Genomic DNA, 21726 nt, shown 5'->3' on the forward strand with positions numbered 1-21726 from the left:
CCTGAGGCCCAGGGAGCCACAGTGTGAGCGGGGTCGCAAGCGGGCCCGGGGCCCGGATGGGCCGGCGGCCGGCCGCCGCGTGACCGGTCCCGGCCGGCGGCGCAGCGTTCCCACCTGCGACGACGCGGCGGGCAGAGATCAGGTGCGGGTCGCTCGCGGTGATCGTCGGATTCGATGGGACACGTGGTCGCGCTCAGGCGCCGAGCGCGTCCCGGAGGAACCCGACCTGCAGGAGCAGCAGGTTCTCCGCGACGACCTCCTGCGGTGTCATGTGGGTGACGCCGGAGAGCGGCAGCACCTGGTGCGGGCGTCCGGCCGCGAGCAGCGCCGAGGACAGCCGCAGGGTGTGCGCGGCGACGACGTTGTCGTCGGCGAGACCGTGCACGATCATCAGCGGCCGGTGCGGCCGCTCCGGCGAGGGCGGGGTCGCGGCGTCGTCGAGGATCGAGGAGCGGGTGTACGGCTCGCCGCCGGGCATCCCGAGGTACCGCTCGGTGTAGTGGGTGTCGTAGAGCGTCCAGTCGGTGACCGGCGCGCCGGCGACGCCCGCGTGGAAGACGTCCGGGCGCCGCAGGACCGCCAGTGCGGACAGGTACCCGCCGAAGGACCAGCCCCGGATGCCCACCCGACCCAGGTCGAGGTCGGGGTAGGCGCGGGCCGCGGCGTGCAGCGCCGCCACCTGGTCCTCCAGTACCGGACCCGCCAGGTCGCCGTGGATCGCGCGCTCGAACTCCGGGCCCCGCCCCGGGGAGCCACGGCCGTCGGTCACCAGGACGGCGAACCCCTGCTCGGCGAACCAGCGGCTGGTCAGGTGCGCGTTGCGGGACTGCAGCACGCGCTGGGAGTGCGGCCCGCCGTAGGGGTCGAGCAGCACCGGCAGCGGGGTGCCGGGGACGTGTCCGGACGGCAGGAACACCGCGGTGCGCAGCTCCCGCTCGCCGAACGAGTGCAGCACCGGGGCCGGGGCGAACCCGGGGTCGAGGGCGTGCCCGGCGACCGGGTGCTCCGCCCCGTCGGCGGTGACCAGCACCGCGTGCGGTGCCGTGGCGAGGTCCTGGGAGACGCGCACGGTGGTGCCCCCGGCGGCGGTGGCGGCGTGCACCCCGGTCGCCGGGGAGAGCGCGACCGGCTCCGACCCCGGGGTCACCGCGAGGACCGCGACCGAGGTCGGCTCCGTCGAGGCCCGGAACAGGACGGTCTCGCCGTCGACGCCGAGGACCTCGCGCAGCTGGAGCTCCGGGCCCGTGACGACGGTGTCGCCGACGACGAGCCGGCGCGCACCGCCGGAGTCCTCCGCTCGCACCAGCGCCCCGGACGCGGTGCGCGCCGGGACGCCCGGCACGTTCTCCACCCAGACCGGGTCGGTCTGGGAGTGCAGCGTGATGGTCTCCCCGGTCGCGGGGTCGACGGCCAGGGTGTGGATCTCCCGCTGGTCGCGCGGCTGGACCGACAGCAGCGGACCGTGGGCGTCCCAGCCGGCCGTGGCGAGGTACTCGTAGGCCTCGTCGTCCCAGGTCACCGGGGTACGGCTGCCGTCGAGCGCGACGATCACCAGCCCGACGCCGGCGTTCGGGGTGCCGGCGGCGGGGTAGCGCACGGTGGCCGGGACGCGGTCGGGGTGCGCGGGGTCGGCGATGTGCCAGCGGGCGACCGGTGACTCGTCGACCCGGGCGACCAGCAGCGCGCCGCCGTCGGGGGACCACCAGAACCCGCGGAAGCGACCCATCTCCTCGGCCGCGGCGAAGTCGGGCAGGCCCCAGGACTCGTCGTCGTGGCCGGGGGTGAGGACGGCACGCGTCGTGCCGGTCGTGAGGTCGTGCAGGTGCAGCGCGCGGTCGGCGACGAAGGCCACCCGGGCGCCGTTCGGGTCGATCCGCGGGTCCACCACGGCCTCGACCCCGCCGACGTCGAGCGGACGCACGTCCGGCTCCCCGGTCAGCGCGACGGTGAACGGCCGCCCGGACAGCGCGAACACCGCCCGGGTGACCGCGGCGTCGGTGGTGTAGCCGACGACGCCACCCGCCTGCTCGCGGACCCGTTCCCGGCGGGCCCGTTCGGCGGCGGGCAGGTCCTCCTCGCCCGGCAGCCCGGGCACCGACGCCGGGTCGACGAGCAGCCGCTCGGCGCCGGTCGCGGCGTCGACCGACCAGAGGCAGGTGACCGGGTCGGTGCCGGAACGGCTGCGCAGGAACACCGCCCGCGACCCGTCCGGGGCGACGGTGAACCCGCGGGGGACCCCGAGGGAGAAGCGACGGGTGCGGGCGTGCAGGCGGGGGAACGAGTCGGCCACCCGGCCGACGCTATCCCCCCGGCGTCACCGGGTGCGGGAGGGCCGCTTCCCGGACGCGCGCCCGCCCGCCTCCTCGCAGCCGCGGGCCGCCAGCCGGTCGGCGCGCTCGTTCTCCGGGTGCCCGGCGTGGCCCTTCACCCAGAACCAGGTGACCTCGTGCCGGCGGACGGCGGCGTCGAGCTCGCGCCACAGGTCGTCGTTCTTGACCGGCTCACCGGCTGCGGTGCGCCAGCCGCGCGCCTGCCAGCGCGGCAGCCACTGGGTGATGCCGTTGCGCACGTAGGTGCTGTCGGTGTGCAGGTGGACGACGCTGCGCCGGGTCAGCGCGTCCAGCGCGCGGATCGGGGCGGTCAGCTCCATCCGGTTGTTCGTCGTGCGGTCCGGCTCGCCGCCGTGCAGCTCGCGCTCGTGGCTGCCGTAACGCAGGACCGCACCCCAGCCGCCCGGCCCGGGGTTCGGGACGCACGCCCCGTCGGTGAAGATCTCGACGACGGCGGTCGGGTCGGCGGTGCTCACGGTCGGTGACGGTAGCGGCTCAGTACGTGCGGTACGCGGCCCGGGCCGCGGAGAAGCCGGCGCCGGTGCGGCCGTCGCGGCACTCGCCGCCGGCGCGCGAGCTGACGCAGGTGATGTCGCCCTCGGTGAGACGGGTGCCGTAGTCGAGCACCGCCGCGCCGGACCCGACGGGCGCGCCACCGCACTCGGTACGGGCGCCCGACCCCCCGCCGGTGACCAGTGCCGCGTCCGGGCAGTCGCCCGCCGACCAGGTCCGGGAGGTGAGGTCGCAGCGGACCGCGCCGTCCCCGGCGCCGCCGGTGATCCGGCAGGAGATGTTGCCGGTCGGCGAGGTGAACGAGACCGGCGACCCGAACGCGGCCGGGTCGGCGGCGGTGGTGCCCGCGACCAGATCCGGCGGGGCCGGGACCGGCGCGACGCCGGCCTCCGGACCGCGGCCCGGGCCGTCGGCGCGTTCGGACCCCGGGTGTGAGGCGACGGCGGCCGCCGCGGCCAGCACGAGGGTCGCGACCACGGCGAGCGCCGCGACCCGGTGCGGTACGGCCCCGCGCAACCCGCCGCCGGGGAGCCGCACCGCGGACATCCGGTCGCGCAGGGCGGCCGCCCGGCCCGCCGGTGGTCCGGACGGGGCGTGACCGGGCGGGTACACCACGGGCACGGGGGCGGCGAGGTACGGACCGCCGGGCGGGCCGGCGCCCGGCGCCGCTGCCGCCCACGGCGCGGTGGGCGCGGGGGCACGCCCCGGCCCGGTGCCCGTGGCCCACCGCGGCACCGGTCCGGTCCGGACGTGCCCGGTGGGCCACCGGCCGGGAGCCGGCCACGTACCCGTGCCCGGGGGCGTCTGCGGTCCGGCACCACGTCCCACCTGCGGTGGCGCGCCCAGGCCTGCGGTGGGCCCCGGTCCCGGCTCCCCGGTCCGGGCGGGTCCCGGTCGGCCGGGGTCGCCCGCCGGGGACGGTCCGGCTCCGCCGGACCGGTCGGCCGGACCCGCGCCGGGTGCACTCCGCTGCGCGGGGACCCCGCCCGGCGGCGGCTCGTCCGCGGCGGGCACCGCGGGCCAGGGCAGCGGCGGGGTCCGGGGGCCCGGCCGGTTGCGGATGTCGACCGGCCCGGTCAGCTCGACCGGTTCCGGAGCGGGTTCCGGCGTCGCTCCGACCGGGCCGCCGGTCGGGTCCTCGGTCCGCGGGGCGGGGACCGGCACCGGGCTGACCGGTGGCCCGGCGGGTGCGGTGGGGGAGGCGGGTGCCGTGGTGCCGGCGGGCGGGCCGCCGCCGGCGGGCCCGGCCCCGGGCAGCACCGTCGTCGGATGCCCGTTGCGGCGGCCGTCCGGGCGCGCGGGGGTGCGGTCGTCGGCGTGGGGAGCGCTCATCGGTCCGGGACGCTAAGAGGTCGTTTCAGAACGACTTGTCGAGTTTCCATTGACCCCTCGACGACAGATCAAACGGCAGGTCAGATAGCCGCTTGTCGTCTACAACAGACACGTCGACCTCGTTCTGAAATGACCTCTAAGCGGCACGACGGCCCCCGACCAGCGGCCGTTCGGAGCAGTGCGGACGGCCGGTCGCCCCGCAACGGTGACCGTCCGTGCACGACGACCGTCCGTCCTGCCCTCCCGCCGGGCCCGCCGGACGCCGCCCGTCCGGTACCGGTCGGCGCACCGTGCCGGTGCACCGGGGAGCGGCGGCCGCGCCGTCGACGGTGGGAGGCGCGATGACCGAGGCATCCTGGCCCGGTGAGCCAGGCCCTCTACGAGATCACCGTCAACGCGCTGCTCGACCGTGACCGCCCACTGACCCGGGCCGACTGGGACGCCGCCGTCGCCCGGGTGGGCGGGCACCGGGTACCGCAGCTGCTCGCCGAGCTCACCGACGCCGGGCTGGTCCCCGACGCCCTCCTGCCCGGTGCGGTCACCGGGGCGTGGGCGGCGGCCGACCGGCCGCTGGACCGGCTCCCCGCTGCGCGCTGGCGGGAGCTGTTCGCCGACGCCGGGCTCGCGCCGCCGGCCGTCACGGATGGGCCGTCGTCGGCTTGAGGATCTTGTCGACGGCGTTGCGCGGTCCGTGCAGCGCCACTCCGACCAGGTCGAGCTCCTGCGCCCGGGCCGCGGCGACCACCGCCCGGTTCTCCCGGTCGTCACCGGTGGAGAACATCGCCGAGGTGAACACCGCCACCGGCAGCCCGCGCCCGACCGCCCGGGCCCGGCAGGCCGCGAGCGTCGCGGCGTCCCCGGCGCGCACGAGCACCGGGAGCCCGAGGGTCGGCAGGTAGGCGGTGCCGTCGGCGTCGGCGTAGGGCTCGCCGATCAGCTCGGGGACACCCGCCGCGATCCCGGCGGCGAGGAAGGCGGTCACGTTCGCGACCTGCCAGCCGAGCAGGTCCGCACGCAGCACGACGGCGATCTTGGTGGCGGGGCGGGCGGGCGGGGAGCAGGGCGGTGTCGTCCACGCCGTCGATCCTCGGCGCCGGCGGCGCCGGACTCTTGTACGTTCCTCACATGTCCCCGACCGGGTCGCGGGCGCCGGGTGAGGCCGTCACCGCCTGGCGCCCGGAGCGCGTGCCGGGCATCGCCGAGGTGCTGCACGCCCGCTTCGTCCGGCACCGGTACCCGGTGCACGCCCACTCCACGTGGACCGTCCTGATCGTCGACGACGGTGCGGTGCGCTACGACCTGGACCGGCGGACGCACGGGACCGAGGAGGCCCCGGTGACGCTGCTGCCCCCGGGCGTCGCACACGACGGACGCGCCGCGGGCGGCTCCGGCTTCCGCAAGCGGGTCCTCTACCTCGACCCCGCCGCGCTCGACCCGGGTGGCTCGGCCAGGGGCGGGCCGGTCGGCGCCGCGGTCGACCGGCCGGGGATCGCCGACCCGGTCCTGCGGCGAAGGCTCGACGAGCTGCACCGTGCGCTGGTGGTGCCGGGGGAGGAGCTGCACGCCGAGAGCAGGCTGGCGCTCGTCGCCGAACGCCTGACCCGCCACCTGGACCCGGTCGCGGAGACCGGCCCGGCGCTGTCGGCGGACCTGGCGGACCGGTTGCGGGACCTGCTCGACACCCGGCTCGCCGACGGCGTGACCCTCGCCGAGGCCGGTCGGCTGCTGCACGCCCACCCCGGCCACCTGGTCCGCGCCTTCTCGCGGCGCTTCGGGCTCCCGCCGCACCGGTACCTCGACGCCCGGCGCGTCGAACGGGCGCGGTCGCTGCTGCTCGGCGGGACACCGCCGGCCGCGGCGGCCGCGGCGGTGGGCTTCCACGACCAGGCCCACCTGCACCGCCGGTTCGTCCGGCTGGTCGGCGTCACGCCGGGCCGCTACGCACGCAGCGGCCCGGCCACGCGCTGACCGGCCCCGAGCGGCGGGGCGGGGGACCCGGGGGTCACCAGCCGCGCGAGCGCCACTCCGGGATGCTGGGCCGCTCGGCCCCGAGGGTCGAGTCGTCGCCGTGGCCCGGGTAGAACCACGTGTCGTCGTCGAGCCGGTCGAACACCCGCTCCTCCAGGTCGCCGATCAGCTGCGCGTTGTCCTCCGCCGACCAGGTCTTCCCCGGCCCGCCGGGGAACAGGCTGTCCCCGGTGAACAGGTGCGGCCGGTCCTCCCCGCGGTAGAGCAGCGCCAGCGAGCCCGGCGTGTGACCGCGCAGGTGGATCACCTCCAGCTCGATCTCGCCGAAGGTGATCGTGTCGCCGTGCTCGACGAACTCGTCCATCGGGGCCGGCAGCTCCGGGGCGTCCTGCGGGTGGGCGATCAGCCGCGGCTCGAACATGCCCGCGATCGCGCCCAGCGCCTGCCAGTGGTCGGCGTGCCGGTGGGTGGTGACCAGGTGGCGCAGGTCCGGACGCTCGTCGGCGGCGCCGATGAGGTCGGCGATGCGGGTCGGCTCGGCCGCCGCGTCGATGAGCAGCGCCTCGTTGGTCTGCCTGCACACGAGCAGGTAGGCGTTGTTGTCCATCTCGCCGACCGAGACCTTGCTGATGCTCAGCCGCTCCAGGTCGCGGCGGATGGCCGCGCCGCCCGGGTCGGTGTGACCGGTGTAGTTCTCCAGGACGTCCACGAGCGGGAGGGTAGCGGCCCGCCCCGACATCCCGCGGTGGGGAGAACCCGCCGGTCGCACGCACGGGGCCGCTGACGGATCGAACGGGCGTGCGAGTAGCGTGCGGTGCGGACCGACCGGCGCGTACCGGGGTGCATCCACCGCGCCGGACCGCCGGCGGGGCCCGCTCGCCGGGTTCCTGTCGGTGGTCGCACCTAGCATCGACGGCGGACGAGGGGACGAACCTCACCGGCCACGGAGCCCGGTCCGGGAATGTCCGTCAGCCCGCGGGCGTCACAACCGGGTCCGACCCGGACGGCACCGCCACCCCAGGAGGCGCGCAACGTGAGCGACCAGAGCACCGCCCGCCGCGACGCCGGCACCGCCCTCTCCCCGGGCGCCTCGCCGGTCCCGGCCGGGCCGAAGCTGGTCGTGCGCGGCGCGCGCGAGCACAACCTGCAGGGCATCGACATCGACCTGCCCCGCGACAGCATGATCGTGTTCACCGGGCTGTCCGGGTCCGGCAAGTCCAGCCTCGCGTTCGACACGATCTTCGCCGAGGGGCAGCGGCGCTACGTCGAGTCCCTCTCGGCCTACGCGCGGCAGTTCCTCGGGCAGATGGACAAGCCCGACGTCGACTTCATCGAGGGCCTGTCCCCGGCGGTCTCGATCGACCAGAAGTCGACCAACCGCAACCCGCGGTCGACGGTCGGCACGATCACCGAGATCCACGACTACCTGCGGCTGCTCTACGCGCGTGCCGGGATCCCGCACTGCCCGGTCTGCGGTGAGCGGATCGAGAAGCAGACCCCGCAGCAGATCGTCGACCAGGTCCTGGAGATGGAGCAGGGCAGCCGCTTCCAGGTGCTCGCGCCGGTGGTGCGCACCCGCAAGGGCGAGTTCGTCGACCTGTTCGGGAACCTGCAGGCCCAGGGCTACTCGCGGGTCCTCGTCGACGGCACGGTCCACCCGCTGTCGGACCCGCCGAAGCTGAAGAAGCAGGAGAAGCACGACATCGCCGTCGTCGTCGACCGGCTGTCGGTGAAGGCGACCGCCAAGCAGCGGCTCACCGACTCGGTGGAGACCGCGCTGCGCCTGGCCGACGGCCTGGTCGTGCTCGACTTCGTGGACCTGCCCGACGACGACCCGCAGCGCGAGCGCCGTTTCTCCGAGCGGATGGCCTGCCCGAACGGGCACACCCTCGCCGTCGACGACCTCGAGCCGCGCACGTTCTCCTTCAACTCGCCCTACGGCGCCTGCCCGGCCTGCTCCGGCATCGGGATCAAGAAGGAGGTCGACCCGGAGCTCGTCGTGCCGGACCCGGACCTGTCGCTGGGCGACGGCGCCATCGCCCCGTGGTCGTCCGGGCACAACGCGGAGTACTTCGGCCGGCTGCTGTCCGGCCTGGCCGCCGCGGTCGGGTTCCGGATGGACACCCCGTGGCGCCTGCTGCCCGCGTCCGCGCAGAAGGCGGTGCTGCACGGCAGCGACGACCAGGTGCACGTGCGCTACCGCAACCGCTACGGCCGCGAGCGCTCGTACTACGCGAACTTCGAGGGCGTCATGCCGTTCCTCGAGCGCCGCCTGGAGCAGACCGAGTCCGAGTCGCAGCGGGAGCGCTACGAGGGCTACATGCGCGACATCCCGTGCCCCGCCTGCCACGGCGCCCGGCTGCGTCCCGAGGTGCTGTCGGTGACCCTGCCGCACCGGGACCTGGGGGAGCGGTCGATCGCCCAGGTGTCGAACATGTCGGTCGCCGAGTGCTCGCAGTTCCTGAACGGCATGGTGCTCGACGACCGGCAGGCCATGATCGCCGGCGCGGTGCTCAAGGAGGTCCAGGCCCGGCTGGGCTTCCTGCTCGACGTCGGGCTCGACTACCTGTCGCTGGACCGTGCCGCGGGCACGCTGTCCGGCGGCGAGGCGCAGCGGATCCGGCTGGCCACCCAGATCGGCTCCGGCCTGGTCGGGGTCCTCTACGTGCTCGACGAGCCGTCGATCGGGCTGCACCAGCGCGACAACCGGCGCCTGATCGACACCCTGACCCGGCTCAAGGAGCTGGGGAACACGCTGATCGTCGTCGAGCACGACGAGGACACCATCCGCGCCTCGGACTGGGCGGTCGACATCGGTCCCGGTGCCGGTGAGCACGGCGGCCGTGTCGTGCACTCGGGCACCATCGCCGACCTCGAGTCGCACGACACCTCGCTGACCGGTGCCTACCTGTCCGGGCGCAGGACGATCCCGCTGCCCGAGCGCCGCGAGCTCGACCACGACCGCAGGCTGACCATCGTGGGTGCCCGCGAGCACAACCTGCGCGGTATCGACGTCGACGTCCCGCTCGGCGGTCTGGTGTCGATCACCGGGGTGTCCGGGTCCGGCAAGTCGACGCTGATCAACGACATCCTCGCCACGGTGCTCGCGAACCGGCTCAACGGCGCCCGCCAGGTGCCGGGCCGGCACACCCGCATCACCGGGGTCGACCAGCTCGACAAGCTCGTGCGGGTCGACCAGTCGCCGATCGGACGGACCCCCCGGTCCAACCCGGCGACCTACACCGGGGTGTGGGACAAGGTCCGCAAGCTGTTCGCCGCGACCACCGAGGCGAAGGTCCGCGGCTACGCCGAGGGCCGCTTCTCCTTCAACGTCAAGGGTGGCCGCTGCGAGGCGTGCACCGGCGACGGCACCATCAAGATCGAGATGAACTTCCTGCCGGACGTCTACGTGCCGTGCGAGGTCTGCAAGGGGGCCCGGTACAACCGGGAGACCCTGGAGGTCCACTACAAGGGCAAGACCGTCGCCGACGTCCTCGACATGCCGATCGAGGAGGCGGCCGAGTTCTTCGAGCCGATCACCTCGATCGCCCGCTACCTGCGGACCCTGGTCGACGTCGGCCTCGGCTACGTCCGGCTCGGGCAGCCCGCGCCGACGCTGTCCGGCGGTGAGGCCCAGCGCGTCAAGCTCGCCTCGGAGCTGCAGAAGCGCAGCAACGGGCGCACCGTCTACATCCTCGACGAACCGACCACCGGCCTGCACTTCGAGGACATCCGCAAGCTCCTCGCCGTCATCCAGGGGCTGGCGGACAAGGGCAACACCGTGATCGTGATCGAGCACAACCTCGACGTCATCAAGACCTCGGACTGGGTCATCGACATGGGTCCCGAGGGCGGCTCGGGCGGCGGGACCGTGGTGGCGCAGGGGACGCCGGAGCAGATCGCGGCCCACCCCGACAGCCACACCGGCCGGTTCCTGCGCGACCTGGTCACCCCGGACGACACCCCGGTCAAGCCGGTCCGGCGGCGGACCTCCTCGTCGAACGGCAACGGCACCACGGGCACGGGGCGGACGGCGACCGCACGGCGCAGCCGGGCCAAGGCCGCCAGCGCGGGCTGAGCACCGCCCGGGGCCGGGTCCGCGCAGGTCCGGCCCCCGCGTTCCCGGGGGCACCGGGGGCCTGTTATCCTCGGGAATGCGACCACCCGGGATCGCGTTGACACGCGTGTTCCGGGCGTCAAGTGGAGCCCCGCTCCCACCCACGCCGCGATCGTAGCGGCGTCCGGGTCCATGGTCCGGCTTCGTGGCAGAAATGTGTGCCGCGGGCCGATCAACGGGTCTTCGCTTGTCGTCGCCGGCGCAGCAGGTAGTAGCGACACAGCGAGTCACACAGGAGACCCCATCAGCACAGAGCCCCGCATCAACGACCGCATCCGCGTGCCCGAGGTCCGCCTCGTGGGCCCGAACGGTGAGCAGGTCGGGATCGTGCGTATCGAGGACGCCCTCAAGCTGGCCCAGGACGCCGACCTCGACCTCGTCGAGGTCGCCGGCCAGGCCCGCCCGCCGGTCTGCAAGCTCATGGACTACGGAAAGTTCAAGTACGAGAGCGCGCAGAAGGCCCGGGAGTCCCGGCGCAACCAGCAGCTCACCGTGATCAAGGAGCAGAAGCTCCGGCCGAAGATCGACAAGCACGACTACGAGACGAAGCGCGGTCACGTGATCCGCTTCCTCGAGGGCGGCAACAAGGTCAAGGTCACGATCATGTTCCGTGGTCGCGAGCAGTCGCGTCCCGAGCTGGGCTACCGCCTGCTCCAGCGCCTGGCCGAGGACATCGGTGACATGGCCGTCGTCGAGGCCGCTCCGAAACAGGACGGCCGCAACATGACGATGGTGCTGGCACCGACGAAGAAGCCGACGCCGCGCAAGGCGCCCGCCGCCGCCAGCTCCGACGCCCCGGCCGACGCCGAGGCGTGAGGTCCCGCTCCCGTGTCCGGCCCGGCCGGACACGGGAGGGACACGCAGTACCCGCACCGACCCCCGGAACCTCGGGGGCCGACATCGAACGGATACGTCATGCCGAAGAACAAGACGCACAAGGGGACCGCGAAGCGCGTCCGCATCACCGGTAGCGGCAAGATCCTGCGCCAGCAGGCCGGTCTGCGCCACCGCCTCGAGGTCAAGTCGCGCAAGGAGAAGCGCGACCTGTCGGGCACCGTGGAGCTCGCCAAGGCCGACGTGAAGCGCGTCAAGAAGCTGCTCGGTCACTGACCTTCCGCCCCTTTCACGAACCCCGGCGCGCCGTACCCCCATCGCGGTAGTGCCGGAGAAGCCCCAGGAGATACCCCATGGCACGCGTGAAGCGCTCCGTGAACGCCCAGAAGAAGCGCCGCACCACGCTGGAGTCGGCCGCCGGCTACCGCGGGCAGCGCTCGCGGCTGTACCGCAAGGCCAAGGAGCAGATGCTCCACTCGATGAACTACGCCTACCGGGACCGTCGCGCGCGCAAGGGCGACTTCCGGCAGCTGTGGATCACTCGGATCAACGCCGCGGCCCGCGCCAACGACATGACCTACAACCGGTTCATCCAGGGCCTGAAGGCCGCCGGTGTCGAGGTCGACCGCAAGAACCTCGCCGAGATCGCCGTGAGCGACCCGGCCGCCTTCGCCGCGCTCGTCGCGGTGGCGAAGGAGAACCTGCCGGTCGGCACCGAGCAGGGCTCCGCGGCCTGAGGTGACCCGAGGCGACACCGAGCCGCGCGGCACCGACGAGCGCCCCGCGGGCTCCACGCCCGGTACCGAACGCACTCCCCGCGTCGTCGCAGCACGCAAGCTGCTGCGGCGCGCGGGACGCGATCGGGCCGGGCGTTTCCTCGTCGAGGGGGCGCAGGCCGTCCGCGAGGCACTCGCCGCCGTCACGGTGCACGAGCTGTTCGTGACCGCCGCGGCCGCCGGGCGTCACCCCGAGCTGGTGGAGGCCGCGGAGCGGTCCGGTGCCCGGGTGTCCCCGGTGACCGACCGGGCCGCTGCCGGTCTCTCCGAGACCGTGACCCCGCAGGGGCTCGTCGCCGTCTGCGACCTGCTCGACGTGCCGGTGCCGACCGCGCTGGCCGGGGTCCCCGGGTTCGTCACGGTCTGCGACGGCATCTCCGACCCCGGCAACGTGGGCACCGTGATCCGGGTCGCCGACGCGGCCGGCTGCGACGCGGTCCTGCTGGCCGGGGAGACTGTCGACCCGCACAACGGCAAGGCCGTGCGGGCCTCCACCGGCAGCGTGTTCCACCTGCCGCTGGCCCGTGACCGTGACGCGCTCGGCGTCGTCGAGACCTGCCGGGCGGCCGGGCTGACCACGCTCGTCGCCGACGGCCGGGGTGAGGTCGACCTGCACGACCCCGCGGTCACACCGACCCTCGCCGGGCCCGTCGCCTGGATCCTGGGCAGCGAGGCGCACGGCCCGTCGGCCGAGGTGCACGCCGCGGCCGACCACCGGGTGCGGGTCCCCATCCACGGGCGGGCCGAGTCGCTGAACCTGGCGACCGCCGCGGCGATCTGCCTCTACGCGACGGTCGGGGCCCGCGCCGGCGTCGCCCCGCAGCTGTCCCCGGCGCGCGACTGAAACCGGCTCGCGGCCGCCCTCTACGATCGTGGGCACCATGAGTGAGAACGACACGGCGAGCCCACTGGACCCGGATGCGCTGAAGGCCGCGGTGGAGGCCGCCCGCACGGCGTTCGACGGGGCGGGCGACCTCGACGCGCTGGCCGCGGCGAAGCCCGCGCACCTCGGCGACCGCGCCCCGATCCCGATGGCCCGCCGGTCGCTGGGGCAGCTGCCCGGCCCCGAGCGCGCCGACGCCGGCAAGCGGGTCAACGCCGCCCGTGCGGAGGCCCAGGCCGCGTTCGACGCGCGTCGTGAGGTCCTGCTCGTCGAGCGCGACGCCCGGGTGCTGGCCGAGGAGGCCGTCGACGTCACGCTGCCCTGGGACCGCCGTCCGCGCGGCGCACGGCACCCCATCACCCAGCTGTCCGAGCGGATCGCCGACATCTTCGTCGGGATGGGCTGGGAGGCCGCCGAGGGACCCGAGGTCGAGGCGTCCTGGCTGAACTTCGACGCGCTCAACTTCGGCAAGGACCACCCGGCCCGCACCATGCAGGACACCTTCTACCTCGGCGCCCCCGAGCGCGGACAGGACTCCGGCACGGTGCTGCGCACCCACACCTCCCCGGTGCAGGTGCGGTCGCTGCTGGAGCGCGAGCTGCCGGTCTACGTCGCCTGCCCGGGGCGGACCTTCCGCACCGACGAGCTCGACGCCACCCACACCCCGGTGTTCCACCAGGTCGAGGGCCTCGCCGTCGACCGGGGCCTGACCATGGCCCACCTGAAGGGCACCCTCGACGCGTTCGCCCGCGCGGTGTTCGGCCCCGAGGCCGGGACCCGGATGCGGCCGTCGTACTTCCCGTTCACCGAGCCCTCGGCCGAGGTGGACCTGTGGTTCCCGCAGAAGAAGGGCGGACCCGGCTGGGTCGAGTGGGGCGGCTGCGGCATGGTCAACCCGAACGTCCTGCGCGCCTGCGGCGTCGACACCGAGGTGTACTCCGGGTTCGCCTTCGGCATGGGCATCGAGCGGACCCTGATGTTCCGCAACGGCATCCCGGACATGCGGGACATGGTCGAGGGCGACGTCCGCTTCTCGACCGCGTTCGGCGTCTGACCCGGCCCACCCCGCTTCCACCTGAGGAGTTCTGAGCAGTGCGAGTGTCCGCGTCCTGGCTCGCCCGGCACATCGACCCGGCGTCGCTGCCGGACGGCCCCGAGGCGATCGGCGACGCCTTCGTCCGGGTCGGCCTGGAGGTCGAGGAGATCCACCCCGCCCCCGCGGTCACCGGCCCCGTGACCGTCGCCCGGGTCGAGGAGATCGACGAGCTCACCGGCTTCAAGAAGCCGATCCGGTACTGCCGGGTGGGCTTCGAGGGCGAGCGGCACCGCTACGTGGTGTGCGGCGCCCGCAACTTCGTCGTGGGCGACCTCGTCGTCGTCACCGAACCGGGTGCGGTGCTGCCCGGCGACTTCGCGATCGCCCAGCGCACGACCTACGGCAAGGTCTCCGACGGCATGATCGCCTCGGCGAAGGAGCTGGGGCTCGGCGCCGAGAGCGGCGGCATCCTGGTGCTGCCGCCCGGCACCGCCGAGCCCGGCGACGACGCCCGGGACGTCCTCGGCTTGGCCGAGGACGTCGTCGAGCTCGCCGTCACCCCGGACCGTGGCTACTGCTTCGCCGTCCGCGGCCTCGCCCGTGAGCTCGCGACCTCCCTCGACGCCGACTACACCGACCCGGTCACCCGGGTCGCCGTCCCGGACACCGCCGGCGACGCCTGGCCGGTGCGCCTGGCCGACACCGACGCCTGCCCGCGGTTCGTCGCCCGCCGGGTGGACGGCGTCGACCCGGCCGCGCCCAGCCCCTGGTGGATGCAGCGCGCGCTGCTCTCGGCCGGGATGCGGCCGATCTCGCTGATCGTCGACGTCACCAACTTCGTGATGCTCGACCTCGGCCAGCCGCTGCACGCCTACGACGCGTCCCGGCTCACCGGTGCCGTCGAGGTCCGCCGGGCCGCGACGGGGGAGAAGCTGCAGACCCTCGACGGCCAGACCCGCGCCCTGGACCCCGACGACCTGCTCATCACCGACGACTCCGGCCCGATCGGGCTGGCCGGGGTGATGGGCGGCGCGTCCACCGAGATCCCCGCACCCGAGGACCTCGCCGACGGCGCCCGGGTCGACGTGCTGCTGGAGGCCGCGCACTTCTCCCCGCCGGTGATCGCCCGCGCCGCCCGCCGGCACAAGCTGCCCAGTGAGGCGTCCCGGCGGTTCGAACGGGTCGTGGACCCGGCGCTGCCGCCGGTCGCCGCCGAGCGGGCCGCGCAGCTGCTCGTCGAGCTCGGCGGCGGCACCCTGGCCGACGGCCGCACCGACGAGGGCGGGGTCCCCGCCGTCGCGCCGGTGCGGATGCCGCTGTCGATGCCCGACCGCGTCGCCGGGATCGAGTACCCGCGCGGCGCGACCGTGCGCCGCCTCACCCAGGTCGGCTGCACCGTGGAGCTCGACACCGCCGGCGACGGGCAAGGCGTCGTCGTCGCGACCCCGCCGACCTGGCGTCCGGACCTGACGATGGCCGCGGACCTGGTCGAGGAGGTCCTGCGTCTGGAGGGCTACGACACGATCCCGTCGGTCGTGCCCACCGCCCCGGCCGGACGCGGGCTGACCGCCGCCCAGCAGCGCCGCCGCGCCGTCTCCCGCGCACTCGCCGAGGCCGGGCACGTCGAGGTGCTGCCGTTCCCGTTCGTCTCCGAGCGGACCTGGGACGACCTGGGGTTGCCCGCCGACGACGAGCGTCGCCGCACCGTCGCCGTCACCAACCCCCTCGACGCCGAGCGTCCCCGGCTCGCGACGACACTGCTGCCCGGGCTGCTGGACATGCTGGTGCGCAACCGCTCCCGCGGTGCCGAGGACCTCGCGCTGTACGCGATCGCGCAGGTCGTGCAGCCGGGGGGGACCACCCCCGCGATGCCCGACCCGGCCGTCACCGGCCGCCCGTCGGACGAGGAGTACGCCGCCCTGCGCGCCGCGCTGCCCGACCAGCCCGTGCACGTCGGGGTCGTCCTCGCCGGGAACCGCGAGCCGCGCGGCTGGTGGGGCCGGGGCCGTCCCGCGGCCTGGTCCGACGCCGTCGAGGCGGCCCGGCTGACCGGTGCCGCCGCCGGGGTGGAGCTGCGGCCGCGACGCGCCGAGCGGGCGCCCTGGCACCCGGGCCGGTGCGCCGAGCTCGTCGTGGCCGGGTCCGACCTCGTCGTCGGGTACGCCGGTGAGCTGCACCCCAAGGTCGTCGAGGCGCTCGGTCTGCCGCCCCGCACGGCGGCCGCCGAGATCGACCTCGACGCGGTGCCGCTGCGGGAGAACCTGCCGGTGCCCCGGGTGTCGCCGTTCCCGCCGGTCGCCGTCGACGTCGCCCTCGTGGCCGACGAGTCGGTCCCGGCGGCCGATCTCGCCGAGGCGCTCACCGCGGGTGCGGGGGAGCTGCTGGAGTCGGTGCGGCTGTTCGACGTCTACACCGGGGACCAGGTCGGACAGGGGCGCCGCTCGCTGGCGTTCTCGCTGCGCCTGCGCGCGGCGGACCGGACGCTGACCAGCGAGGAGGCGAACGCCGCCCGCGACGCCGCGGTGGCCGAGGCCACCTCCCGGCACGGGGCCGCGCTGCGCTGAGCACGACCGGTGGCGGGCCCGGCGCGGACCGGGAGCCCGGCGGGATCAGCGCGCGGCCGCCGCGGCGACGGCCACCGCCGCGGCCCGCCACTGCTCGGGCGTCGGCGTCCGGCCCGCGACCGCGACCGTCAGCAGGTACCGCGTGGTGGCCAGCTGCAGGGTCGGTCCGGCGACGGTGTCGAGCACCGTCGCCGACGTCCCGGCCGGCAGCCGGGTCACCGCGGTGCCGTGCCGCGCGGCGGCGACGTAGCCGCCCGGGGTGCCCCGGTTGGTCGTGTACGCGTTCACCGAGACGGTCACCCCGTCGGCCAGCGCGAAACAGGCGCGGGTACGGGTGCCGTCGGCGCGGGTGACCACGGCGTTCGCCGCCGGCGCGACCGGTGGCCCGCCGAGCAGCCCGGTCAGCGACGCCGCGTCCAGCAGACACTCGTCGTCCAGCACGTCCGCGGTGAGCGGGGCCGCTGCCGCCGCCGGTCGTGCGGGCCGGGTCGCCGCGCCCGTGGAGCCCGGTGCGGGGCGGGCACGGCCCTCCGGGACGGGGGCGGCACCGTCACCGACCGGCACCGGCGGCACCGTGACCGCGGGCGCGTCGGCGCCCTCCGGAGGGACGGGGGAGACCGGTACGGGGGGCACCGTCGTCGTCGACCGGCCGTCGGAGCCGGCGGGCGGCGCGCCCGACAGCGGCCCGGGCACGGTGAACGACGTCGGTGGGCGTCGGGTCGGCGCCACCGTCGTGCCCTGCGCCGAGGTGGCCGACTCCGGCAGCGCGGGCCCCTGCCCGGCGGGCCACGGTGTCCCCGCGACCGTCGAGGCGCACCCCGCCGACGACAGCACGCACAGCGCCGCCAGCAGCACCACCGCCCGCACCCGCCCGGGCCCGGACGCCCCGGATCCCGCCCCGCCCGCCCGCTCTCGCCGCACCCGCGCGAAACTAGGCACCGCACACCTCCGCGGGGCCGGTTCCGGACCGCCCGATCGCGATCGCGAACGTGTTTGCATGACCTTTCGGGTCCGTGCATACTCATCCACGTGGTACGCATCGCAGTGGCGGGAGCCAGTGGCTACGCCGGGGGAGAGCTCCTCCGGCTGCTGCTCGCACATCCCGAGGTGGAGATCGGCGCCCTCACGGCCGGCGGGAACGCGGGCACGCGTCTGGGCGAGCACCAGCCGCACCTGGCCCCGCTCGCGGACCGCCTCCTGGCCGAGAGCACGGCGGAGAACCTCGCCGGACACGACGCGGTGTTCCTTGCGCTGCCGCACGGGAAGTCCGCCGAGCTGGCCGCGCAGCTGGGCCCGGACACGCTCGTCGTCGACTGCGGTGCCGACCACCGGCTCAGCGACCCCGCCGCCTGGGACCGGTGGTACGGCGGCGAGCACGCCGGGCACTGGCCCTACGGGCTGCCCGAGCTGCCCGGCGCCCGGGCCGCACTGACCGGTACCCGGCGCGTCGCGGTGCCCGGCTGCTACCCGACCGGGACCAGCCTCGCGCTGTTCCCGGCGCTGGTCGCAGGCCTGGTCGCGCCCGAGGTCGTGATCACCGCCGTCACCGGGACCTCCGGTGCGGGCAAGGCGCTCAAGCCGCACCTGCTGGGCGCCGAGGTCATGGGCTCGCTGTCGGCGTACGGCGTCGGCGGTGTGCACCGGCACACCCCGGAGATCGCACAGAACCTCTCGGCCGCGCTCGGCTCCGCGGTGTCGGTGAGCTTCACCCCGGTGCTGGCCCCGCTGCCGCGCGGCATCCTGGCCTCCTGCTCGGCCGCGCTGGCCGATCCGGCGACCGACGCCGCCGCCGTGCGGGCGGTCTACGAGAAGGCGTACGCGGACGAGCCGTTCGTGCACCTGCTGCCGGAGGGCCGGTGGCCCACCACGGCGCAGACCCTCGGCTCGAACAACGTCGCACTGCAGGTCACCGTGGACGCCGACGCGGGTCGCCTCGTCGTCGTCTCGGCGATCGACAACCTCACCAAGGGCACCGCCGGGGGCGCCGTGCAGTGCATGAACCTGGCCCTCGGGCTCCCCGAGACCCTGGGCCTGCCGACGACGGGAGTGGCACCGTGAGCGTGACCGCCGCGAAGGGGTTCCGGGCGGCCGGGATCGCCGCCGGGATCAAGAAGTCCGGCCGGGCCGACCTGGCGCTCGTGGTCAACGACGGTCCGCGCGCCGAGGCCGCCGGGGTCTTCACCCGCAACAAGGTCAAGGCCGCGCCCGTCCTGTGGTCGCAGCAGGTGCTGACCACCGGCTCGCTGCGCGCGGTCGTCCTGAACTCCGGCGGGGCGAACGCCTGCACCGGCGCCGAGGGCTTCCAGGTCGCGCACGCCACCGCCGAGAAGGTCGCCGAGGTGCTCGGCTGCGGTGCGATCGACGTGGCGGTCTGCTCCACCGGTCTGATCGGCGAGCAGCTCCCGCGGGAGACGGTGCTCGCCGGCGTGGAGAAGGCCGCCGTGGGGCTGGCCGCCACGCCGGAGGCCGGGTCCGCCGTCGCCGGCGCGATCATGACGACCGACACCGTCCCGAAGGAGTCCGTGGTCACCGACCCCGCGGGCTGGACGGTCGGGGGCACCACCAAGGGCGCCGGGATGATCTCGCCGTCGATGGCGACCATGCTCAGCGTCCTCACCACCGACGCCGTGCTCGACCGGGCGACGCTCGACGCCGCGCTGCGCGAGGCCGTCCGCTACAGCTTCGACCGGCTCGACGTCGACGGCTCGATGTCCACCAACGACACCGTGCTGGTGCTGGCCTCCGGCGCCTCCGGGGTCGAGGCCGACCCGGCGGTGTTCACCGCTGCGCTCACCCGCGTGTGCCGCGATCTCGCCGAGCAGATGCAGGCCGACGCCGAGGGCGTCACGAAGCGGATCACGGTGCGGGTCAGCGGTGCCGCCTCGGAGGACGACGCGGTCACCGTCGCCCGGACGATCGCCCGCGACGCCCTGGTCAAGACCGCGATGTTCGGGTCCGACCCCAACTGGGGCCGGGTCGCCGCCGCCGCCGGCTACGCCGACGCCGAGCTCGACCCCGAGCGCCTCGACGTCACGATCAACGGCGTGCTGCTGTGCAAGGGGGCGGCCGTGGCCGGGGACCGGGCCGACTGCGACCTGTCCGGGAAGGACGTCCTGATCGAGGTCGGGCTGGGCCTGTCCGGCGGGGCCGAGGCGCACACCGCGGAGATCCGGACCACCGACCTGTCACACGCCTACGTGGAGGAGAACAGTGCCTACTCCTCCTGAGCCGGTCGCCCCGGACGCGCTGCCCCAGCCGCAGATCGCGCCGTCCCCGGAGACCCCGGCCCGGCTGAAGCGCGCGGGGGAGAAGGCCGGTGTGCTCGCCGAGGCGCTGCCCTGGCTGCAGCGGTTCCACGGCCGGATCGTCGTCGTCAAGTACGGCGGCAACGCCATGATCGACGAGGAGCTCAAGCAGGCCTTCGCCCGGGACATGGTGTTCCTGCGGCTCGCCGGCATCCACCCGGTCGTCGTGCACGGCGGCGGTCCGCAGATCTCGGCGATGCTGAAGCGGCTCGGGATGCCCGGTGAGTTCCGCGGCGGTCTGCGGGTCACCACGCCGGAGACGATGGAGATCGTCCGGATGGTGCTGTTCGGGCAGGTCGGCCGCGAGCTCGTCGGGCTGATCAACGCCCACGGCCCGCTCGCCGTCGGCCTGTCCGGGGAGGACGCGGGCCTGTTCACCGCCGAGAAGCGCACCGCCCTGGTCGGCGGCGAGCCCGTGGACATCGGCCTGGTCGGGGACGTCACGAAGGTCAACCCGGACGCGGTGCTGGACATCATCGCCGCGGGCCGGATCCCGGTCGTCGCGGGCATCGCACCGGACGCCGACGGCCAGGTCCACAACATCAACGCCGACAGCGCCGCTGCGGCGCTCGCCGGCGCGCTGGACGCCGCGAAGCTCGTGGTGCTCACCGACGTCGAGGGGCTCTACGCGAACTACCCCGACCCGGAGTCGATCATCACCTCGCTCACCGCGGACCAGCTCGAGCCGATGCTGCCCCGCCTGGAGAGCGGGATGGCGCCGAAGATGGAGGCCTGCCTGCGAGCGGTCCGCTCGGGCGTCGGCCAGGCCCACGTGATCGACGGGCGGGTACCGCACTCGGTCCTGCTCGAGGTGTTCACGCACGAGGGCGTCGGCACCATGGTGCTGCCCGACGCCACAGCTGGGGGAACGACATGATCACGCACGCGCAGCGGTGGCAGGCCGCGCTGATGAACAACTACGGCACCCCGCCGCTGACCCTGGTCCGCGGGGAGGGCGCGCAGGTGTGGGACGCCGAGGGGCGCCGCTTCCTGGACCTCTACTCCGGGATCGCGGTCAACGCGCTCGGGCATGCCCACCCGGCCGTCGTCGAGGCGGTGTCCGAGCAGGTCCGCACCCTCGGGCACACCTCGAACTTCTTCATCACCGAGCCCGCGCTGCAGCTCGCCGAGCGGCTGCAGGCACTGCTCGGCCGCGACGACGCCCGCACCCTGCTCTGCAACTCCGGCACCGAGGCCAACGAGGCCGCGTTCAAGATCGCGCGCCGGACCGGGCGGCCACAGATCATCGCCTGCGAGGGCGCGTTCCACGGCCGCACCATGGGTGCGCTCGCGCTGACCGGGCAGCCCGCGAAGCGGGCCCCGTTCGAGCCGATGCCCGCCGGGGTGCACCACATCCCCTTCGGTGACGTCGCCGCGCTCGACGCCGCGGTCACCGAGGACACGGCCGCCGTGTTCCTGGAGCCGATCCTGGGCGAGGCCGGCGTGATCGTGCCGCCCGAGGAGTACCTGGCGCAGGCCCGCCGGATCACCGCGGAGCGGGGCGCGCTGCTGGTCCTGGACGAGGTGCAGACCGGCATCGGCCGTACCGGCTACTGGTTCGCCCACCAGGCGCACGGCGTCGTCCCCGACGTCGTCACCCTGGCCAAGGGCCTCGGCGGCGGTCTCCCGATCGGCGCCTGCATCGGGTTCGGTGCGGCCGCCGGTCTGCTCGAGCCCGGCCAGCACGGCACGACCTTCGGGGGCAACCCGGTGTCCTGTGCCGCAGCGCTCGCCGTGCTGGACACGATCGCGGCCGAGGGGCTGCTGGCTCACGTCGACCGGCTCGGCAAGGAGATCCGCAGCCGGGTCGAGGGACTGGGCCACCCCCTGGTCGGCGACGTCTCCGGGGCCGGTCTGCACATCGGCATCGGCCTCACCGCGCCGGTCGCGGCACAGGCCGCCGCCGCTGCGCGGGACGCCGGGATCCTGATCAACAACGCCACCCCGGAGCGGCTACGGCTGGCGCCGGCGCTGACCCTGGCCGACGACGAGGCCGAGGAGTTCCTGACGGCCCTCCCGGCGGTCCTCGCCGCCGCCGTGGCGCAGCACGAGGGGCAGGGCAGGTGAG

Annotated in this window: 19 protein-coding genes; 13 read left to right on the forward strand and 6 right to left on the reverse strand. The window is 75.0% G+C overall.

Annotated elements, in window-relative coordinates:
* Positions 1-193: 193 nt before the first annotated feature.
* From KPF47_RS08000 to KPF47_RS08010, 3 genes are read right to left on the reverse strand one after another with little or no spacing between them, the layout of a single operon-like run.
* Positions 194-2290, reverse strand: coding sequence for a prolyl oligopeptidase family serine peptidase (locus KPF47_RS08000; RefSeq protein ID WP_224387883.1), 2097 nt, complete (start codon positions 2288-2290; stop codon positions 194-196).
* A gap of 24 nt (positions 2291-2314) precedes the next feature.
* Positions 2315-2806 (reverse strand): ribonuclease HI, encoded by a 492-nt coding sequence (gene rnhA, locus KPF47_RS08005; protein ID WP_224387884.1) that lies wholly within the window; start codon positions 2804-2806, stop codon positions 2315-2317.
* 19 nt (positions 2807-2825) lie between these two features.
* A complete protein-coding gene (locus KPF47_RS08010) occupies positions 2826-4175 on the reverse strand; it encodes a hypothetical protein (protein WP_224387885.1) in 1350 nt (449 codons plus the stop codon).
* 363 nt (positions 4176-4538) lie between these two features.
* Between KPF47_RS08010 and KPF47_RS08015 the strand changes: the two genes are divergently transcribed.
* On the forward strand, positions 4539-4838 hold the full coding sequence (locus KPF47_RS08015) for a hypothetical protein (protein WP_224387886.1): 300 nt from the start codon (positions 4539-4541) through the stop codon (positions 4836-4838).
* On the opposite strand, the gene KPF47_RS08020 is transcribed toward KPF47_RS08015, so the two are convergent.
* The gene (locus KPF47_RS08020; protein WP_224387887.1) at positions 4813-5196 is read right to left on the reverse strand and encodes a DUF2000 domain-containing protein; all 384 of its coding nucleotides are present in this window, start codon (positions 5194-5196) and stop codon (positions 4813-4815) included. The two genes, KPF47_RS08015 and KPF47_RS08020, sit on opposite strands and share 26 nt — an antisense overlap.
* A 104-nt stretch (positions 5197-5300) precedes the next feature.
* On the opposite strand from KPF47_RS08020, the gene KPF47_RS08025 reads away from it, so the two are divergent.
* Entirely contained in the window at positions 5301-6143 is an 843-nt protein-coding gene (locus tag KPF47_RS08025; protein WP_224387888.1) for an AraC family transcriptional regulator, read from the forward strand.
* Between the two features lie 34 nt (positions 6144-6177).
* On the opposite strand, the gene KPF47_RS08030 is transcribed toward KPF47_RS08025, so the two are convergent.
* Entirely contained in the window at positions 6178-6852 is a 675-nt protein-coding gene (locus tag KPF47_RS08030; protein WP_224387889.1) for an MBL fold metallo-hydrolase, read from the reverse strand.
* A 411-nt stretch (positions 6853-7263) separates the two neighbouring features.
* On the opposite strand from KPF47_RS08030, the gene uvrA reads away from it, so the two are divergent.
* From uvrA to pheT, 7 genes are all read left to right on the forward strand, one after another.
* On the forward strand, positions 7264-10221 hold the full coding sequence (gene uvrA, locus KPF47_RS08035) for an excinuclease ABC subunit UvrA (protein ID WP_224387909.1): 2958 nt from the start codon (positions 7264-7266) through the stop codon (positions 10219-10221).
* A gap of 282 nt (positions 10222-10503) precedes the next feature.
* The gene (infC, locus tag KPF47_RS08040; RefSeq protein WP_224387910.1) at positions 10504-11076 is read left to right on the forward strand and encodes a translation initiation factor IF-3; all 573 of its coding nucleotides are present in this window, start codon (positions 10504-10506) and stop codon (positions 11074-11076) included.
* Between the two features lie 99 nt (positions 11077-11175).
* A complete protein-coding gene (gene rpmI, locus KPF47_RS08045; protein WP_224387890.1) occupies positions 11176-11370 on the forward strand; it encodes a 50S ribosomal protein L35 in 195 nt (64 codons plus the stop codon).
* 77 nt (positions 11371-11447) lie between these two features.
* On the forward strand, positions 11448-11831 hold the full coding sequence (rplT, locus tag KPF47_RS08050; protein ID WP_020623392.1) for a 50S ribosomal protein L20: 384 nt from the start codon (positions 11448-11450) through the stop codon (positions 11829-11831).
* 1 nt (position 11832) lies between these two features.
* Positions 11833-12714, forward strand: a complete 882-nt coding sequence (locus KPF47_RS08055; RefSeq protein WP_224387891.1) for an RNA methyltransferase — start codon at positions 11833-11835, stop codon at positions 12712-12714.
* Positions 12715-12751: 37 nt separating this feature from the next.
* The gene (gene pheS / locus KPF47_RS08060; RefSeq protein ID WP_224387892.1) at positions 12752-13807 is read left to right on the forward strand and encodes a phenylalanine--tRNA ligase subunit alpha; all 1056 of its coding nucleotides are present in this window, start codon (positions 12752-12754) and stop codon (positions 13805-13807) included.
* Between the two features lie 38 nt (positions 13808-13845).
* Positions 13846-16353: a phenylalanine--tRNA ligase subunit beta gene (gene pheT, locus KPF47_RS08065; protein ID WP_224387893.1), complete on the forward strand. Its 2508-nt coding sequence runs from the start codon at positions 13846-13848 to the stop codon at positions 16351-16353.
* A gap of 45 nt (positions 16354-16398) precedes the next feature.
* Here the strand turns inward: pheT and KPF47_RS08070 are convergent, their stop codons facing one another.
* Positions 16399-17292 (reverse strand): hypothetical protein, encoded by an 894-nt coding sequence (locus KPF47_RS08070; RefSeq protein ID WP_224387894.1) that lies wholly within the window; start codon positions 17290-17292, stop codon positions 16399-16401.
* A gap of 84 nt (positions 17293-17376) precedes the next feature.
* Here KPF47_RS08070 and argC point away from each other — a divergent pair, with 84 nt between their 5' ends.
* From argC to KPF47_RS08090, 4 genes are read left to right on the forward strand one after another with little or no spacing between them, the layout of a single operon-like run.
* Positions 17377-18411: an N-acetyl-gamma-glutamyl-phosphate reductase gene (argC, locus tag KPF47_RS08075; RefSeq protein WP_224387911.1), complete on the forward strand. Its 1035-nt coding sequence runs from the start codon at positions 17377-17379 to the stop codon at positions 18409-18411.
* Entirely contained in the window at positions 18408-19580 is a 1173-nt protein-coding gene (gene argJ, locus KPF47_RS08080; RefSeq protein WP_224387895.1) for a bifunctional glutamate N-acetyltransferase/amino-acid acetyltransferase ArgJ, read from the forward strand. The genes argC and argJ overlap by 4 nt, the downstream gene beginning before the upstream one ends.
* A gap of 34 nt (positions 19581-19614) precedes the next feature.
* On the forward strand, positions 19615-20535 hold the full coding sequence (gene argB, locus KPF47_RS08085) for an acetylglutamate kinase (RefSeq protein WP_224387912.1): 921 nt from the start codon (positions 19615-19617) through the stop codon (positions 20533-20535).
* The gene (locus KPF47_RS08090; protein ID WP_224387896.1) at positions 20532-21725 is read left to right on the forward strand and encodes an acetylornithine transaminase; all 1194 of its coding nucleotides are present in this window, start codon (positions 20532-20534) and stop codon (positions 21723-21725) included. Before argB ends, KPF47_RS08090 begins: the two co-directional genes overlap by 4 nt.
* Position 21726: the final 1 nt, after the last annotated feature.

Origin of the sequence: Pseudonocardia sp. ICBG1293, from assembly GCF_020131355.1 — a bacterium.
GTDB lineage: Bacteria > Actinomycetota > Actinomycetes > Mycobacteriales > Pseudonocardiaceae > Pseudonocardia.

Excerpts from the sequence above, each read along its gene's own strand:
- rpmI (WP_224387890.1), top strand. The coding sequence starts at position 11,176 with ATGCCGAAGAACAAGACGCACAAGGGGACCGCGAAGCGCGTCCGCATC.
- rplT (WP_020623392.1), top strand. The coding sequence starts at position 11,448 with ATGGCACGCGTGAAGCGCTCCGTGAACGCCCAGAAGAAGCGCCGCACC.
- KPF47_RS08010 (WP_224387885.1), bottom strand. The coding sequence starts at position 4,175 with ATGAGCGCTCCCCACGCCGACGACCGCACCCCCGCGCGCCCGGACGGC.
- KPF47_RS08090 (WP_224387896.1), top strand. The coding sequence starts at position 20,532 with ATGATCACGCACGCGCAGCGGTGGCAGGCCGCGCTGATGAACAACTAC.
- KPF47_RS08025 (WP_224387888.1), top strand. The coding sequence starts at position 5,301 with ATGTCCCCGACCGGGTCGCGGGCGCCGGGTGAGGCCGTCACCGCCTGG.
- pheS (WP_224387892.1), top strand. The coding sequence starts at position 12,752 with ATGAGTGAGAACGACACGGCGAGCCCACTGGACCCGGATGCGCTGAAG.